Here is a 14,781-nt window from a genome sequence, read left to right on the forward strand (position 1 = left end):
TTCACCCTGAGCGACGGCACCAAGGTCAACATCGCTGCGGGCAGCGCCAGCGGCACCGCGACCATCACCGCCAAGGACGACGTGTACGTCGGCGGGCAAGCGCCGATCGTCAACAAGCTCGAGTCCGTTGCCGGCGGCGACAACTTCGAGAAACTGACCCTGGGCGGCAACACCCTCACCACCACCGTGACCGACGAACCGAGCGGCCAGGGCGACCTGACCACGGTGAGCATCAGCGGCGACACGTCGGTGACCGAGGGCGATACCGCGCACTACACGCTCACCCTGACCAGTCCTTCGAAGACCGATGTCACCGTCACCCTGAGCTACAGCGGCACCGCCACCAACGGCCAGGACTACACCGGCGTGGTCACCGTGAAGATTCCGGCCGGCGCCAGCACGGCCAACTTCGACGTGAAGACCATCGACGACCAACTCGTCGAGGGCTCGGAGAACTTCACCGTCAAGATCACCGGCACCAGCGGGGGTGGTTTCGAGAACCTGCAGGTCGACGCGAACAAGGGTAGCGTGACCACTACCATCATCGACAACGACCACATGCCCGAGTCGCCCGGCGGCGCCGTCACCGGCACCGAGGACACCGACTACGTGTTCAAGTGGGGCGACTTCAACGTCACCGATGCCGATGGCAACACCGGACTGGCCGTGGTCATCAGCAAACTGCCGGACCTGGGCAGCCTCAAGTTCTTCAACGGCAGCGCCTGGGTCAACGTGTCGCTGAACCAGACGGTCAGCCAGGCCGACATCACCGCCGGCAAGCTCAAGTTCGTGCCGCTGGCGAACCAGTCCGGCGTGGACGGCTATGGCGGCAACGGCGTGGGCAACCAGCAGGCCGACTACGCACAGATCAAGTACAAGCCGAACGACGGCACCAATACCGGCAGCGAGGTGACCATGAAGGTGGACATCACGCCGGTCGCCGACCGCCCTGACCTGTCGATCGGCAACAACAACGTCGCGTCGATCGGCCTGACCAAAGAAAGCTGGAATAGCCTCAACGGCCTGGGCACCAACGGCAACGGCATCACGGGCGACCAGTTGAAGAACGTGTTCGCCAACTCCGGCAGCGCCAACAAGAGCGAGCAGGTCACCACGGTCGATACCGCAGCCACCGTCAGCCCTGGCACCGGTTCGAAAACGTCCGGCCTGATCTACATGGAAGCCGGCAAGACCTACACCTTCAGCGGCACGGCGGACGACAGCCTGCAGATCGTTGTCGGCGGCAAAAACGTCGCCGGTGCCACCTGGGGCAACGCCAGCGGCGCCATCAGCGGCAGCTTCACGCCGACCACCAACGGCTACTACACCCTGGAGATCTACAACGCCAACCAAGCGGGTCCAGGGAGCCTGGACGTCAACATCAAGGTCGGCAACGGCCCGGTAACGGACCTGAGCGCCTCGAACATCCCGCTGTACCCGAACCTCGGTTCGATGACCGGAGCAGGCTTGACCGTCTCCGACCTGCACGGCAGCAACGGCCAGGGTTACTACGACGGCTACAAGCTCAACGAAGGCCGTGAGAACGGCGCGCCGGTCAAACTGGTGGGCATCAGCACCAACCTGACCGACACCGACGGCTCGGAAACCCTGAGCGTCAAGCTCAGCGGCATTCCGGCAGGCTCGGTGGTCAGCGACAACGCTGGCCACAGCTTCACCGTGGGCAGCAGTGCCGTGGACGTCACCGGCTGGAACCTCAACAGCTTGGCGATCAAGCCACCGGCCTACTACAACGGCCAGTTCGACGTGAAGGTCAGTTCGATCTCCAGCGAGAGCGTTGGCGGCAGCACCGCGACCAATGAAGGCACCTTCAAGGTCACGGTGTACCCGCAGTCCTACAGCACCAGCAACCTGACCGCCAATGCCGATAACTTCACCGGCACCGACGGTAACGACATCATCGTTGCCGACGTCGGCGGCCTGCACGTGGTGCCGGGCAAGGACTACAACATCGCCTTCATCGTCGACACCTCTGGCAGCATGGGCGCCTCGGGCGTGGATGCGGCGAAGAAATCGCTGGAGTCGGTGTTCAAGACCCTTGCGGCCAGCGTCAAGGGTGCGCAGTCCGGCAGCGTCAACATCCTGCTCGTGGACTTCGCCACCCAGGTCAAGTCGTCGGTTTCCGTCACCTTGAACGATGCCGGTCTGCAAAAGCTGCAAAGCCAGCTGAGCACCCTCAGCGCGGGCGGCGGTACCAACTACGAAGATGCCTTCAAGACCACGGCGAACTGGTTCCAGAGCCTGAAGAATGCCGGTAGCACCGGCAGCAACCAGACCTACTTCATCACCGACGGTCAGCCGACGTACTACCAGTCCAACGAGCAGACCAACCCGAACCTGGGCTACGCCGGCTCGACCCTGGACGGCTACCTGTCTTCGATCAACTACAAGATCGGCGACGTGATCTCCCGTGGCATGATCGACAGCAGCACGCGGGCCGACATCGACTCCAAGGGCTTCCTGTCCGTGCAGTACAAGTCCGGGTCGAGTTGGTACAACTACGGCTCGGGCTATATCCATGCCCAAGGCGATGGCACCTATGAGGTCTCGTCGCTTTCAGGCACCGGCTATAGCACCGACTCGGCGACCCTGGCCAACTCCAAGGACACCTTCAAGCTGCTGTCGAACCTGTCCAACGTCGAAGCCATCGGCCTGAACAACGACGTCAATGCCAGCGACCTGAAGCCGTACGATTCCGATGGCGTGCCGCAGACCAACATCGACCCGAGCAAGCTGGCCGAGGCCATCCTCGGTCACACCGAGGTGATGAACCCTGGCGCCGACACCGTCAACGGCGGCGACGGCAACGACATCATCTTCGGTGATCTGGTGACCTTCGATTCGGTGCCCGGCACCGGCGTCGAGGCGATCCAGGGCTACGTCGCCAACAAGTTGGGCGTTGACGTGGGCGACGTGGATGCCCGGATGATGCATCAGTACGTCACCGAGCATTACACCGAGTTCGATATCTCGCGCAGCAACGACGGCAACGACACCCTGATCGGTGGCGACGGTGACGATATCCTCTTCGGCCAGGGCGGTGACGACTATCTCGACGGCGGGCGCGGCAACGACATCCTGCTCGGCGGCACCGGCAACGACACGCTGATCGGTGGTGAAGGCAACGACCTGCTGATCGGCGGTGCCGGCAACGACATCCTCATCGGCGGCAAGGGAGACGATATCCTCATCGGCGGGAGCGGCGCAGATACCTTCGTGTGGAAGGCCGGCGATTTCGGCAACGATGTGATCAAGGACTTCAACCAGCAGGAAGGCGACCGCCTCGATCTGCGCGATCTGCTGCAGGGCGAGAAGGCCAGCACCATCGACAACTTCCTGAAGATCACCACCGTCAATGGCGAGTCGACCCTGCAGGTCAGTTCCGAAGGCAAGCTCAATGCCAGCGGCGGCGTGGCCAACGCCGACGTCAGCATCAAGCTGCAAGGCGTGGACTGGTCACACTCGTCGATCAACTCGTTGATCGCCGGTGCGGACCCGATCATCAAGATCGACAACGCCAACAGCTGATGCGTGAACCCCAGGCGGCTTCAACCGCCGCCTGGGGGTCGCGCTTTCCTGTCATCGCCGTGCGGGGCATACTCGCACGTCGGCCGCTGCAAGGCCGCTGAACTTTGCCTATGCTCCTGACAACCAAAAGGAATCATCGTGACGAGGGTCGATGCCATGTTCTACGTGCAACGCGACGCCGACGGCCAGCTGCTGCGGGTAGAAGCTTCCCCGTTTGACGAGTACACCGAGTCGCTGCCGGCCGACCATGCCGATATCCAGGAGTGGTTCGCCGACGATGTCGTGGAAACCAGTCTCAAGCAGCTCAAGCAGAGCGACCTGGACATGATTCGTGTGCTCGAGGACTTGATCGAGGTGCTGACCGCCAAGGGCGTGTTCAGCATCACCGACCTGCCGCCGGGCGCCCAGGCCAAGTTGCTCAGCCGGGCCTCCGCGCGCAAGGCGCTGGGCAGCCTCAACAACCTGATCGAGGAAGAGGAAGAAGGCGGGCTGATCTGAATCAGGCCGCCCCCTGAGCGGATGCGGCCCGGGCCTGTATCACTTCCAGGGCGCAGGCTCACCCACCCATTGTCCCTGGATCCCCTGCACCCCCATCTCGCGCAGTACCTGCAACTCGCCCTCGGTCTCGACCCGTTCGGCGATCAGCGGCAGGTCGATGCTGTGCGCCGCACCTTGGATCGCCTCGATGAACAGCCGCTTGTGCCGCTCCTGATCGATGCTGCGGATGTAACCGCCATCGATCTTGAGATAGGCCAGACCCAAGTGCGCCAGGTTGCCGATCATGCTGAAGCGCCCGCCGAAACGCTGGAGCGCCAGGCCGTAGCCCAGTTCGTGCAGGCGGCGGTTGAGCTTCTCCAACTGCGCCTGCTCCGGCAACTGTTCCTCGCCGATCTCGAAGGTCAGCCGACGTCCTAGCGCCGCATGCTGTGCCAGCAGTTCATACACGCGCTGCAGCGCCTTGGGATCGGCCAGCGTCGCGGCAGACAGGTTCAGCGCCAGCGACTCACCATGGCTCTGCAAGTGCCGAAGCACCTTCTCCAGCACCAGCAGGTCAAGCCGCGGCATCCAGCCGAAGCGTTCGAGCCAGGGCAGGAAGCGTCCGGCCGCCAATGCCTCGCCCTGCTCGTCGTGCAGGCGGGAAATCACCTTGTAGTGCAGAATCCGCTCCGGCGCTTGGCAGTCCACGACCGGCTGGAAGAACAGCTCGAACTGGCCGTTGGTCAGGGCCTGATCCAGACGCGTGTGCCAGGCGTGATGGCTGTCGGCAGCTTGCGCGGCAGCGCCTTGCTCCAGGCAGACCCAGCCCGGCTCTGGCTGGCTCTCGGCTCGCGCCAGCGCCTCGTCGGCGAGCTTGAGCAGCGCCTGCGGCGCATCCCCTGGACTGTAGGGCGCAAGGCCGATGCAGGCCACCGGATCGACATCACTGGCGCCGGTCACATGCAGGCTCTGCAAGGTCGCCTCCAGGGCCTGGGCCAGTTGAATGGCCTCCTCGTGCACCATGCCTGGCGCCAGCACGGCGAATTCACCGCCACGGCTGCGGGTGATCAGGTCCTTGGTTTCCGGGAAGCTGGCACAGGTGCGCCGCAACTGCTCACCGACGGCTTGCAACAGCTGGTCGGTGCGTTGGCCACCCAGACGCGCGTTGAGGCCGGCCAGGTCCTGCACCCGCAACAACAGCAGGTAACCCGCGCGCGCCTCTTCCAGATTACTGACCCGAGCATTGAGCTGCATTTCGAAATAGCGGCGGTTGGCAAGGCCGGTGAGGCTGTCCTGGTACGACTCGACCCGCAGCTTTTCGCTGCGCTCGGCCTGCTCAGTAAACAGCGTCTGCAGCTTCTCGACCATCTGGTTCATGGCCTGCACTACCCGACGAAACTCAGGCGTGCGTGGCAATTCCGGCAAGCTGAGGAACTCGCGCCGGGCAATGGCGTGGGACTGCGCCACCAGGTAATCCAGCGGGCGCAGCTGGCGACGCAGCAACAGCGCGCCGAGGATCGCACTCACCACGCCACACAGCAGCAGCAGGCCGAGGCTGCCCAGGGCGCTTTGCCACAGTTTGGCCAAGGCGAACATCGGGTGACTGATCACCTCGACCCGTGCCGCCTGCTGCCAGCCGCGGCTGACGATGGCATCGCCCCCGGCAGGCTCCAGTCCGATCAGGCCGATGAACCAGGCCGGCACACCGTTGCTGTCGGGCTCGGCATGGCGCTCGACCAGCACCGCGTTGGAATCCAGGTCCACGACCTTGATGCTCGAGTAATAGCCGCTGTCGAAGATCGAGCTGACCATCAGCTCGACCATGGCCGGATCGTCGATATTGGGGGTCAATGACAGGGCCAGCGCGGTCGCGGCATCCTGAGCGTGGGAGCGCAACTGGTTGACGTACTGGGTGCGCGAGCTTTCCAGGCTGACCATGAAGCTGCCGCTGAAGGCGATAGTCAGGAGCAGGCATATGGCAAGCAGCAATTGTTTGAACAGTGACATCTGTGCTCCTCAATAGACCGGTTCGGCCGGGAACCCTTCGGCCTGCATTTTCTTCAGCACGTCCTGCCAGCGAGACAGGCGCTTGGTGTCGCCGACTTTCTTGTTGCCGGCGGCACCGGTTATCCACAGGCCCTCGCCGTTGAAGGCATACACCGGCAGCAGGTCGTTGCGCTGGCTGGCCGGCTTGATCGAGTCCATCAAGCTGTCCAGCACCAGCGGCTGAGCCTGGGGACTGGCGTAGTAAGTCAGAACCATGTGCGCGCGGTTCAGCCGCAGCGCCTTGACGTAGGTGATTCGCAGCTTGTCGGCCGGGATGCCCATGCGCCGCAGACTGAAGTATTTGGCGATGGCGTAGTCTTCGCAATCGCCCGCGCCCTTGATCAGCGACTGCACCGGGGTGGCCCAGTAGTCGACCTCATGCCACAGGTCGATGTCCTCCACGTAGCGCATCTGTTTGTTGAAGAACAGGTTCACCACCTGCAGCTTGTCCAGCTCGCTGCCCTGATTCTGGGTCGCCATCAAACGCTGCCAGGCATCGATGCGCCCCTGTCCGGCGCCGAGCGGCCCGTACAACTGCTCCGCGCGGCGGCTGATCTGGGCGAAATCCCAATCGGCGTGCAGGCCGCCCAGCAGCAGGCAGCCTACCAGCACGGCGAGGCCGAGGCGATGCACGAGCTGCTTGAGCACTTCAGGTATCGCCACTGCGAACACCTTTCCAGAACAGACGAAAGCCGCGATGGTGCGGCTTACCCGTGTAAAAGACAATGGCACCTTACAATCACGGCGCTGGACGCCGATGCCCCGGCATTTGCCAACTGCCGATCAGGAACGGGCCGACTTCCCTTGCCTGGCGACTTCATTCACGATAGCTGCACTCCAGCGCCGCAGCAGCCCATCGCCTCGGTTTGACAAGTGCATACCCTGATCACTAGGGTTATTGGATCCAATCATCGCTATTATCAAGGCAGACTCCGCGTGGCCGAGAAAATCCGACTCCTAAGCTCCGTGCTGGGTAATGAGCAAGTACCCGCTCATCTTGCCCGCAGCGTTATCGAAGAGCGCCTGCGCAGTGCCATCCTCGATGGTCGCCTGCCGCCGGGCACCGCACTGCGTCAGGAAGAATTGGCAGGTCTGTTCGGGGTCAGCCGCATGCCGGTGCGCGAAGCGCTGCGCCAGTTGGAGGCGCAATCGCTGCTGAAGGTGGTGATGCATAAGGGCGCGGTGGTAGCCCCGCTGATCGGTGAAGACGCCGTCGATACCTACAACTTGCGCGTACTTCTGGAAACCGAGGCGCTTCGGCAGTCCATTCCCAACCTGGACGCCGCCGATATCGCACTTGCCCGCAGCTACATCGCTCAGTTGGAAGAAGAAACCCGGCACGCCGAAATCGGCCGACTCAACCGCCTGTTCCACATGACGCTGTACAGCAAGGCCTCCAATCAAAAGCTGCTGCGTCTCATCGAGATCGAACTCAACGAAGAAGAGCGCTTCCTGCGTTTTCACCTCTCGGCCATGGGCCTGGGCAAGCTCACTCAGGATGACCACATCGCCCTGGTGGATGCGGCCAATGACAAGCTGGTGGAACAGGCCGTCGAAGTGCTGGAAAAACACCTGAACACCGCAGCGCAGACCATCAGACGCTACTTGAGCTCGCAAGCCGCCAAGTGAATTCTCAGCCGCGACGGCCGCAAGCCCTAACGGTCATCACGCCCGGCACACCTCGGGATGAAGGACAGACAGTGCACGTCCAGAACCTACCAGCCCCCGAAGACAGCGGGTCATCCGCGCAAGTCCGCCTCATCTGCCTGGCCTGCAGCCCGCAGCACCTGGAACGCTATCGAGCCTGGGCCTATGCCCTGAGCGACCCCATCGAGCTGATCGCGGTCGATGTCCAGCGCCACGCCGACTGCGCGCCAAGCGACCTCCAGCAGGGCCCTTCGCCCCTAGCCCGTACCCTGGCCGACCACCTGCACCCTTACCTCAGCCAACCGCATGCCATCTTTGGTCAGCGTCTGGGCGCGCACCTGGCCTTCGAGCTCACTCAACTGGCAGAGCGCGAGCACCCTGGGCAGACTCGTCATTTGTTTGTTTCGAGCTGTGACAGCCCGAGGGCTACCGAACCTCGGGCCAGCATCAGCGCCATCCAAGTGCCGATGACGGTTCTCTATCCCGCCGGCTCACTCTCTCAAATGCTCGGCTGGCACGCTTTCGTCCGGCGGGAGCTGGAGCTCATCGAGTTACCGGATGCTTCGGCAGACCCTTCCCATGTGGATCAACGGCTCGTGCGAATCTTCGACACGCACCTCGGCTTATTGAGCTTCTGAACCCTGACACACGGCGTAATCGCCTCGCGTTGGCAGGATTTTCCCGAGTGTGCTGCCAAAGGCCGTGGCAGCGCGCGCCGTTTACCCCCACTCTAGTCACGCCGTGACTGCTGATCGCCCTGTTCGGGGCCCGGTCGCAGGCCTTCCATACACCCGCAGAAGGAGTCTGATATCGGGGCAAGGGCCGCATGGCGATCAGCCGCCCCCGTAAAGCGAAACACGCCCGCAACGACCTTTACCAGTGCTCCGAGTGAGGCATTCACTCAACTTTAATTTTCTGATCTTAGTTATCGGAAGGGGCACTGCTTAATTAAATAAAACTCTCAAAAAGTTTTATACGGGCTCCCATTTTTCAACACCCCCACTCCCAAAAATTATTTCAAAAAACATTTGCCGACAACTTTGAAGTTGTTCTAACTTTTCATCGCCGACCCCTGGAACTTGCCTGGCCTGCTGCAGGCCGCATGCTTCATGGTCCGCCGGCTATACCGAGACTGCTCAGCCATCGAACTTAGATCGAGGCACTCGTTCGCCCAGACTTTGTAATGGCTGTAACGGCACGGTAACTAAGCGCCTAATTTCCACGAGGAATAATTGTGATGAGCCCATTGAACAGCACCCTGTCCAACCATAAGAGCGCCCTCGCCCGGCACCCATTGTTTTCCGAGATCGATTCGCTCGAAACATTGCGACGGTTCATGGAAACCCATGTTTTCGCCGTGTGGGATTTCATGTCGCTGACCAAACGTCTGCAACAGGAACTGACCTGTGTCCGCCTGCCCTGGCTGCCGCCGTCGGATCCCGCCGCGGCACGGCTGATCAACGAGATCGTGCTCGGTGAAGAGTCCGATGACCGCCTGCAACATGGCCACTACAGTCATTTCGAACTGTACCTCGACGCCATGCGCGAGGTCGGGGCCAGTACGCAGGCCATCGAACACTTCGTCAGCTTGCAGCAGCAAGGCGTGGACTACCTCACCGCGCTGCAACGTTCAGGCGCCAGCGAGGCGGCCAGGCGCTTCGTCAGCGATACCCTCGACGTGGCCCTGCACGCTCCAGCGCACCGCGTGGCCGCCGCGTTCCTGCATGGCCGCGAGAGCGTCATTCCAGCGATGTTCCAGCAGATCCTCGATGAATGGGGTATTGGCCAGGCCCAAGCGCCGACGTTCCGCTACTACCTGCAACGGCATATCGAGGTGGACTCCGAGGACCATGGTCCCGCGGCTGAGCAACTGCTGGCGCGCCTGGTCGATGGCGACCCACAGCGTCAGGAAGAGGTCTACGAGGCCGCCATCACTGCCGTGCAGAGTCGTACCGCGCTGTGGGACCGTCTGCGCGCTTCGTTGCAGGTGCCAGCCGGTGAGGTGCTGCCATGAATGCGCTGGACTACCGTTCCTTCGCCGAGGCCTGGGAAGAGCGCGCCACCATCCGCACGCGGCCGCGTCGCCGGGTCGAGGACGACCAGCGGTTGATCTATCCCCTCAGTCGCCAACCGCTGGTGCTCAGTGCCACCTTCCAGAAAGGCTGCCCGCAGTTGCGCGACTTCGTGTTGGTGCAGAGCCTCTACAAGTTCATCAACGATGTGGTGATCTTCGAGACCGAGATCGTCGATCGCACCGCCCGGCGCATCGCCAAGGACCACTTCGCCGTGCGCTTTCCGTTCGCCTGCCGCTATGACGCGATGACCGTGGTGGTCGATGAGGACTATCACGCGCTGGTGGCCATGGACTTTCTGCAGCAGACCATCGCCCTTACCGGCATCGAGCCCATCGTCCTGCCTGGCGAGATCGAACTCAGCCGCGCCATACCCGCAGCGCTGGCCCAGGTACCGGCGTCCTTGCGCGATGCCTTGGAGCTGATCTGCGTCGGTATCGCCGAGAACACCCTCACCGATGACGTCGCAGCGTTTGCCCGCGACGACACGGTCAAGCCCTCGGTGAAAGGGTTGATGGCCGATCACCTGCTCGACGAAGGGCGTCATTCCAGCTTCTGGGCACGTCTGACCCGCATCTACTGGCAGGCCGCGCCTGAACACGAGCGCGAAGCCATCGCCCACGTGCTGCCGGTGTTCCTCGGCCAGTACCTGACCAACGAGATCCAGCAGACGTTCGACTTCAGCCTGATCCAGGCCTTGCCCATCAGCGAAGACCTGCGTCAGGCGCTGCGCGAGGAAGTGCTCGGCCTGGCCTATCCGATCAATCACCAGCATCCGCTGCTGGGCAACATCCTGCGCTTTTTCCGCGGCAGCTCGATGCTCGAGTCGCCGTGTGTGCAGGACGCCCTGCGTGATTACCTGCCCTGAGGAGCTGCGCATGCGACGTCTCAACATCATTCTGGTCGGCATCAGCCCGGCGCTGCACGCACTGGCGCAGATGCTCGACGATCACGGCCATGCCTGCGTGCTGGCCGAAAGCCCGGCGGCGCTACGTCAGGCGCTGAACGCAACGCACTCGCTGGTATTGGACGATGGCAGCCTGGCGCTGTCCTCCAGCGACTGGCAGGGCCTTGTCGATGCGCCTCTGCTGAGGCTGCGACTGGGCACCCATCACGCGGCTACGCTGCCCGCACTCGAGCTGCTGTGCTGGTATGGCAGCGCCACGGCGCAGCGTCTGATCGCACGGGTGGCGCTGGCGGCACCCGTTTCAGGCAATGGCCAGCAAGTGCGCGAAGAGGCTCTGCAGGTCATTGCCGAGCAGGTCACCCTGCTGAGCACCCGACTGGCCCGCGATGCCTGTGCGCTTCGCGAGATGCCCACAGCGCTGGCTGGGCTGCATGAGCGCGAGCATGGACTGCAGTGGCTGGAGTCGCTGGCTTTCCATCACCCCTTCAACCGCACACAGCGCGCAGACCTGCTGGAGCAGGCTGAAGGCGACTTGATGCAGTACCTGGAGCAAGGCCTGCGCCAAGCGCCGCAGAGACCCGCTCTCAATAGCAATGGCGAACGTATTGGCTATCGCGAATTGCACGGGCTAGCCGCGGCAGTGCAGCAGGCGCTGTTGCCGCTGCTGCCCGAACACGCTGACCAGCCTGCGGTAGTCGGTGTGTGCATGGCCAAGTCACCCACCCTCTATGCAAGCCTGCTGGCCGTGCTGGGTTGCGGCGCTATCTATCTGCCACTGGACCCTGCAACCCCCGCTGATCGTCGCAGACGCATTCTCGAGGACGCCGGCGCGCAGGTGCTGCTGCACGATGGCACGGTGCAGACAGCCCTACCTTCGCTGGATGTAAGCCGATTGTCGTCGACCCAGCGGGCGGACGTGCCTTCGCTGCAGCAACGTCCTGGTGAGCCAGACCGCGCGTGCGTGGCGATCTACACCTCCGGCACCACCGGGCAGCCCAAGGGCGTGCTGCTCAGCCAGCGCAACCTCTTGCACTTCATCGCCTGGTATCGCGAGCATGTCGAACTGGATGCCGACAGTCGTGTATTGCAGTTCTCCACCATCGGCTTCGACGCCTCGCTGCTGGATATCCTGCCCACCTTCGCCAGCGGCGCGGAGTTGGTGATTCCGGACGAGGAGCACCGCCGTGATCCACAGCGGCTGGTCACACTTATCCACAGCCAAGCGGTCAGCCATGCATTTCTGCCACCCGCGTTGTTGAGCATCCTGCCCAGTGACGCGCCTCTGGGTCTGCGGCACCTGGTGACGGGAGGCGATGTCTGCGAGCCGGAGGTGATCGCGCGCTACAGCCAGCAGTGCCAGATGCACAACATCTACGGACCGACCGAAACTACTGTGCTGGCGACCACCCGGGTGTTCGCTGTCGGTACGAGCAACCGAAACCTCGGCAAGCCGATCGCCAACACTCAGGTGCTGATCCTCGATCCGCATCTTCAACCGGTCGTCGAGCAGACGCCGGGCGAACTCTACCTTTGCGGGCCCGGGGTCGGTCTGGGATATCTGAATAATGCGACACTCACCCAAGAACGGTTCGTCACCCTCGACCTGCCAGACGGCCGTGCTTTGCGCGCCTATCGCACGGGGGATATCGGCAAATGGACAGACCACGGTATCGAGCTGTGTGGGCGACTCGATAACCAAGTGAAGATCCGCGGCTTTCGCGTCGAGCCGGAGGAGATCGAACACTGTCTGCGTGCAAGCGGACTGTACAAGCAACTGGTGGTAGTGATCGACGAGCAGCGGCGGGTGCTGGCGTTCATGGCGCAGCCCGCTGCCCAGAATGCCCTGACAGCGCTGCGCCAACACGCCGAAGCGCATCTGCCGGATTACATGCGCCCAGTGTTCTATCAGGTGTTGGAGCGGATGCCGTTCACGGCCAACGGCAAGGTCGACCGCCAGGCCTTACGGGCGCGACCGCTGGCGTTGCCTCCCAGCGCACGGGTCGGCCCCAGTACCGCCACCGAGCAGCGCCTGCTGGTGCTGTGGAGCGAACTGCTGGAGCTGGCAGAGGCGGACATTTCCGTGGACGACAGCTTCTTCAACCTCGGCGGCCATTCCATTCTGCTCTCCCGGCTGTTGCTGGAGGTGCGTCAGCTGTTTGGCTGCGGGGTTGCCATCAACCGCTTCATCGAGCAGCCGACGCTGCAACGGCTGGCGGCGCTGCTCGACGGTGAAGAGGGGGGGACCGACGCGGGCTTGGACCGCCTGGAGCAGGACGCCAATCGGCCGCTGGATCTGCACGTGCTGCCCTTGGAGGCCATGGGCGATGTGCACAAGGTCATCGTCACCGGCGCCAACAGTTTCCTCGGCGTCCACTTGGTCGAAGCGCTGCTCGACTGGGGAGCTACGGAGGTGGCGTGCCTGGTGCGCAGCAGCGCTGAGCAGACGGCCAACGAACGCTTTGCCCAAGCCATGCGCGATAACCAGCTGGACTTCGACCTGACACGGGTGCGGGTGCTTGCCGCGGATCTGCGCCACCCGCGATTGGGGCTTGGCGAGGCGGATTACGACGACCTTGATCTGAACTTCGGTGCCTTGCTGCACAACGCAGCTCAGGTCAATCACGTACTGGATTATCAGGCACTGGCTGTGGATAACATCGAACCGCTGTTCGAATGCCTGCGGCTGTGCGAAGGACGGCGCAAGAAGATCTTCAACTTCGTTTCGACACTGTCAGCCTGCAGCGCGGTGAGCGGTGATGGACGTGTACTGGAACAAGACCCGGCCGTCACGCCGCCCATCTATCTGCGTAATGGCTACAACCTGAGCAAATGGGTTGGCGAGCGCATTCTGCATCGTGCTCGTGAGGCGGGCGTACGGGTGAATCTGTTCCGGCCTGGCAACATCACCTTCGACAGTCGTAATGGCGTCTGTCAGCCACACCGTAATCGCTTGATGCTGATGCTCAAGGGTTCACTGCAATTGGGTCAGGCCCCCCACCTGGAGATCGATTTCGACCTCATGCCGGTGGACTTCCTCAGCCGCTTCATCGCCTTTCACAGCAGCCGGTACCAGCCTGGGCACTGTGTCTTCAATCTGCACAACCCCGAGCCCCTGCGTTGGCAGGACTACCTGGCTGCGTTTCGGGAACAGGGCCACGCCTTCGATGTGGTCGATGTCGCGCAATGGCAGCGTCAGTTGGGACGGGTCGATCGCGACAACGCGCTGTTCGACGTGCTGGGCTTCTACCTCGAAGGTTTCGAGGAGGACATCGGCGATATCGCCGGTATCGAACATGGCAATGCCCGAGAGGGCGTGCGACGCATGGGCGCGTGCTATCCGGTCAAGGACACAGCGCTGTTGCAACGCGGTTGCCGCTACCTCAGCGACATCGGTTTTCTCTGACTCTTCGCTTTATCACAACAGGAGCAATACGACATGCAAGCACTCAAGCCCGATACCCTGATTCGCAATCCACAAGGTTGCCTGGTGGTCTCCAGCGTGGACATTGCCGCACCGGCCTCCGCTGTGTGGAGCATGGTGGGCAACTTCGCCGGCTTTCCAGTGTTCATCCCGGCCCTCTCGCACATCGAGATGACCGGCAGCGGAGTGCGCTCGGTACGCAAGAAGCTGTTCAAGGACGGTCATGTGGTGATCGAGCAGTTGAACTCGCGGGATGACGAAGCGATGCACATGACGTGGAGCCTGATCTATACCAGCCTGAATATCGGCAATTTGTGGGCAGCCATGCAGGTCGAGCACATTGACGCCCAATCCAGCCGAGCGACTTGGACTATCCAGGCAGAACCTTGGGAAGGAGGACCGCAGGCGCTACCGGAATTCCAGGCTTTCTTGCAGGGCTTTGCCGATCAGGCGATGGGCAACGTACGTAATCTGCTGACCTGACCTGACAGATCCCCCAGAAAGACAAAACCCCTACCTGCTTACGCAGATAGGGGTTTTGCGAAATGAATCTTGACGATGACCTACTCTCACATGGGGAAACCCCACACTACCATCGGCGATGCATCGTTTCACTGCTGAGTTCGGGATGGGATCAGGTGGTTCCAATGCTCTATGGTCGTCAA

The 14,781-nt window shown here is 62.4% G+C and carries 10 protein-coding genes and 1 rRNA gene; 8 read left to right on the forward strand and 3 right to left on the reverse strand.

Translation table 11 applies throughout. From position 1 onward, the window contains the following. Both Q7C30_RS00480 and Q7C30_RS00485 read left to right on the forward strand, forming a co-directional pair. Nucleotides 1-3,546 (forward strand): immunoglobulin-like domain-containing protein (locus Q7C30_RS00480; RefSeq protein WP_317870236.1); only part of this gene is annotated, 3,546 nt, incomplete at its 5' end. A gap of 156 nt (nt 3,547-3,702) precedes the next feature. Then, nucleotides 3,703-4,044: a tryptophan synthase subunit beta gene (locus Q7C30_RS00485; protein ID WP_317870245.1), complete on the forward strand. Its 342-nt coding sequence runs from the start codon at nt 3,703-3,705 to the stop codon at nt 4,042-4,044. Between the two features lie 39 nt (nt 4,045-4,083). Here the strand turns inward: Q7C30_RS00485 and lapD are convergent, their stop codons facing one another. Both lapD and lapG read right to left on the reverse strand, forming a co-directional pair. Next, entirely contained in the window at nt 4,084-6,030 is a 1,947-nt protein-coding gene (lapD, locus tag Q7C30_RS00490) for a cyclic di-GMP receptor LapD (protein WP_317870237.1), read from the reverse strand. Between the two features lie 9 nt (nt 6,031-6,039). Next, nucleotides 6,040-6,801 (reverse strand): cysteine protease LapG, encoded by a 762-nt coding sequence (gene lapG, locus Q7C30_RS00495; RefSeq protein WP_317870238.1) that lies wholly within the window; start codon nt 6,799-6,801, stop codon nt 6,040-6,042. 204 nt (nt 6,802-7,005) lie between these two features. Here lapG and Q7C30_RS00500 point away from each other — a divergent pair, with 204 nt between their 5' ends. The 6 genes from Q7C30_RS00500 (at nt 7,006) to Q7C30_RS00525 (ending at nt 14,599) form a co-directional block, all read left to right on the forward strand. Beyond that, nucleotides 7,006-7,698 (forward strand): GntR family transcriptional regulator, encoded by a 693-nt coding sequence (locus Q7C30_RS00500; RefSeq protein WP_317870240.1) that lies wholly within the window; start codon nt 7,006-7,008, stop codon nt 7,696-7,698. A gap of 71 nt (nt 7,699-7,769) precedes the next feature. Further along, a complete protein-coding gene (locus tag Q7C30_RS00505) occupies nt 7,770-8,354 on the forward strand; it encodes a thioesterase domain-containing protein (RefSeq protein WP_317870241.1) in 585 nt (194 codons plus the stop codon). Nucleotides 8,355-8,953: 599 nt separating this feature from the next. Further along, nucleotides 8,954-9,730 carry a DUF3050 domain-containing protein gene (locus Q7C30_RS00510; RefSeq protein WP_029614631.1) on the forward strand — a complete coding sequence of 259 codons (777 nt, stop codon included), beginning with the start codon at nt 8,954-8,956 and terminating at the stop codon, nt 9,728-9,730. Continuing rightward, nucleotides 9,727-10,656 (forward strand): diiron oxygenase, encoded by a 930-nt coding sequence (locus Q7C30_RS00515; RefSeq protein ID WP_317870242.1) that lies wholly within the window; start codon nt 9,727-9,729, stop codon nt 10,654-10,656. Before Q7C30_RS00510 ends, Q7C30_RS00515 begins: the two co-directional genes overlap by 4 nt. Nucleotides 10,657-10,666: 10 nt before the next feature. Continuing rightward, nucleotides 10,667-14,098, forward strand: a complete 3,432-nt coding sequence (locus Q7C30_RS00520) for an amino acid adenylation domain-containing protein (protein WP_317870243.1) — start codon at nt 10,667-10,669, stop codon at nt 14,096-14,098. A gap of 33 nt (nt 14,099-14,131) precedes the next feature. Next, nucleotides 14,132-14,599: an SRPBCC family protein gene (locus tag Q7C30_RS00525; RefSeq protein ID WP_317870244.1), complete on the forward strand. Its 468-nt coding sequence runs from the start codon at nt 14,132-14,134 to the stop codon at nt 14,597-14,599. Nucleotides 14,600-14,666: 67 nt separating this feature from the next. Here the strand turns inward: Q7C30_RS00525 and rrf are convergent. Continuing rightward, nucleotides 14,667-14,781: ribosomal RNA gene (rrf, locus tag Q7C30_RS00530) — 5S ribosomal RNA — on the reverse strand.

It is taken from the genome of Pseudomonas sp. RAC1, from assembly GCF_030658255.1.
GTDB lineage: Bacteria > Pseudomonadota > Gammaproteobacteria > Pseudomonadales > Pseudomonadaceae > Aquipseudomonas > Aquipseudomonas boreofloridensis.

Excerpts from the sequence above, each read along its gene's own strand:
- lapD (WP_317870237.1), bottom strand. The coding sequence starts at position 6,030 with ATGTCACTGTTCAAACAATTGCTGCTTGCCATATGCCTGCTCCTGACT.
- Q7C30_RS00515 (WP_317870242.1), top strand. The coding sequence starts at position 9,727 with ATGAATGCGCTGGACTACCGTTCCTTCGCCGAGGCCTGGGAAGAGCGC.
- Q7C30_RS00520 (WP_317870243.1), top strand. The coding sequence starts at position 10,667 with ATGCGACGTCTCAACATCATTCTGGTCGGCATCAGCCCGGCGCTGCAC.
- Q7C30_RS00485 (WP_317870245.1), top strand. The coding sequence starts at position 3,703 with ATGTTCTACGTGCAACGCGACGCCGACGGCCAGCTGCTGCGGGTAGAA.
- Q7C30_RS00510 (WP_029614631.1), top strand. The coding sequence starts at position 8,954 with ATGAGCCCATTGAACAGCACCCTGTCCAACCATAAGAGCGCCCTCGCC.
- Q7C30_RS00525 (WP_317870244.1), top strand. The coding sequence starts at position 14,132 with ATGCAAGCACTCAAGCCCGATACCCTGATTCGCAATCCACAAGGTTGC.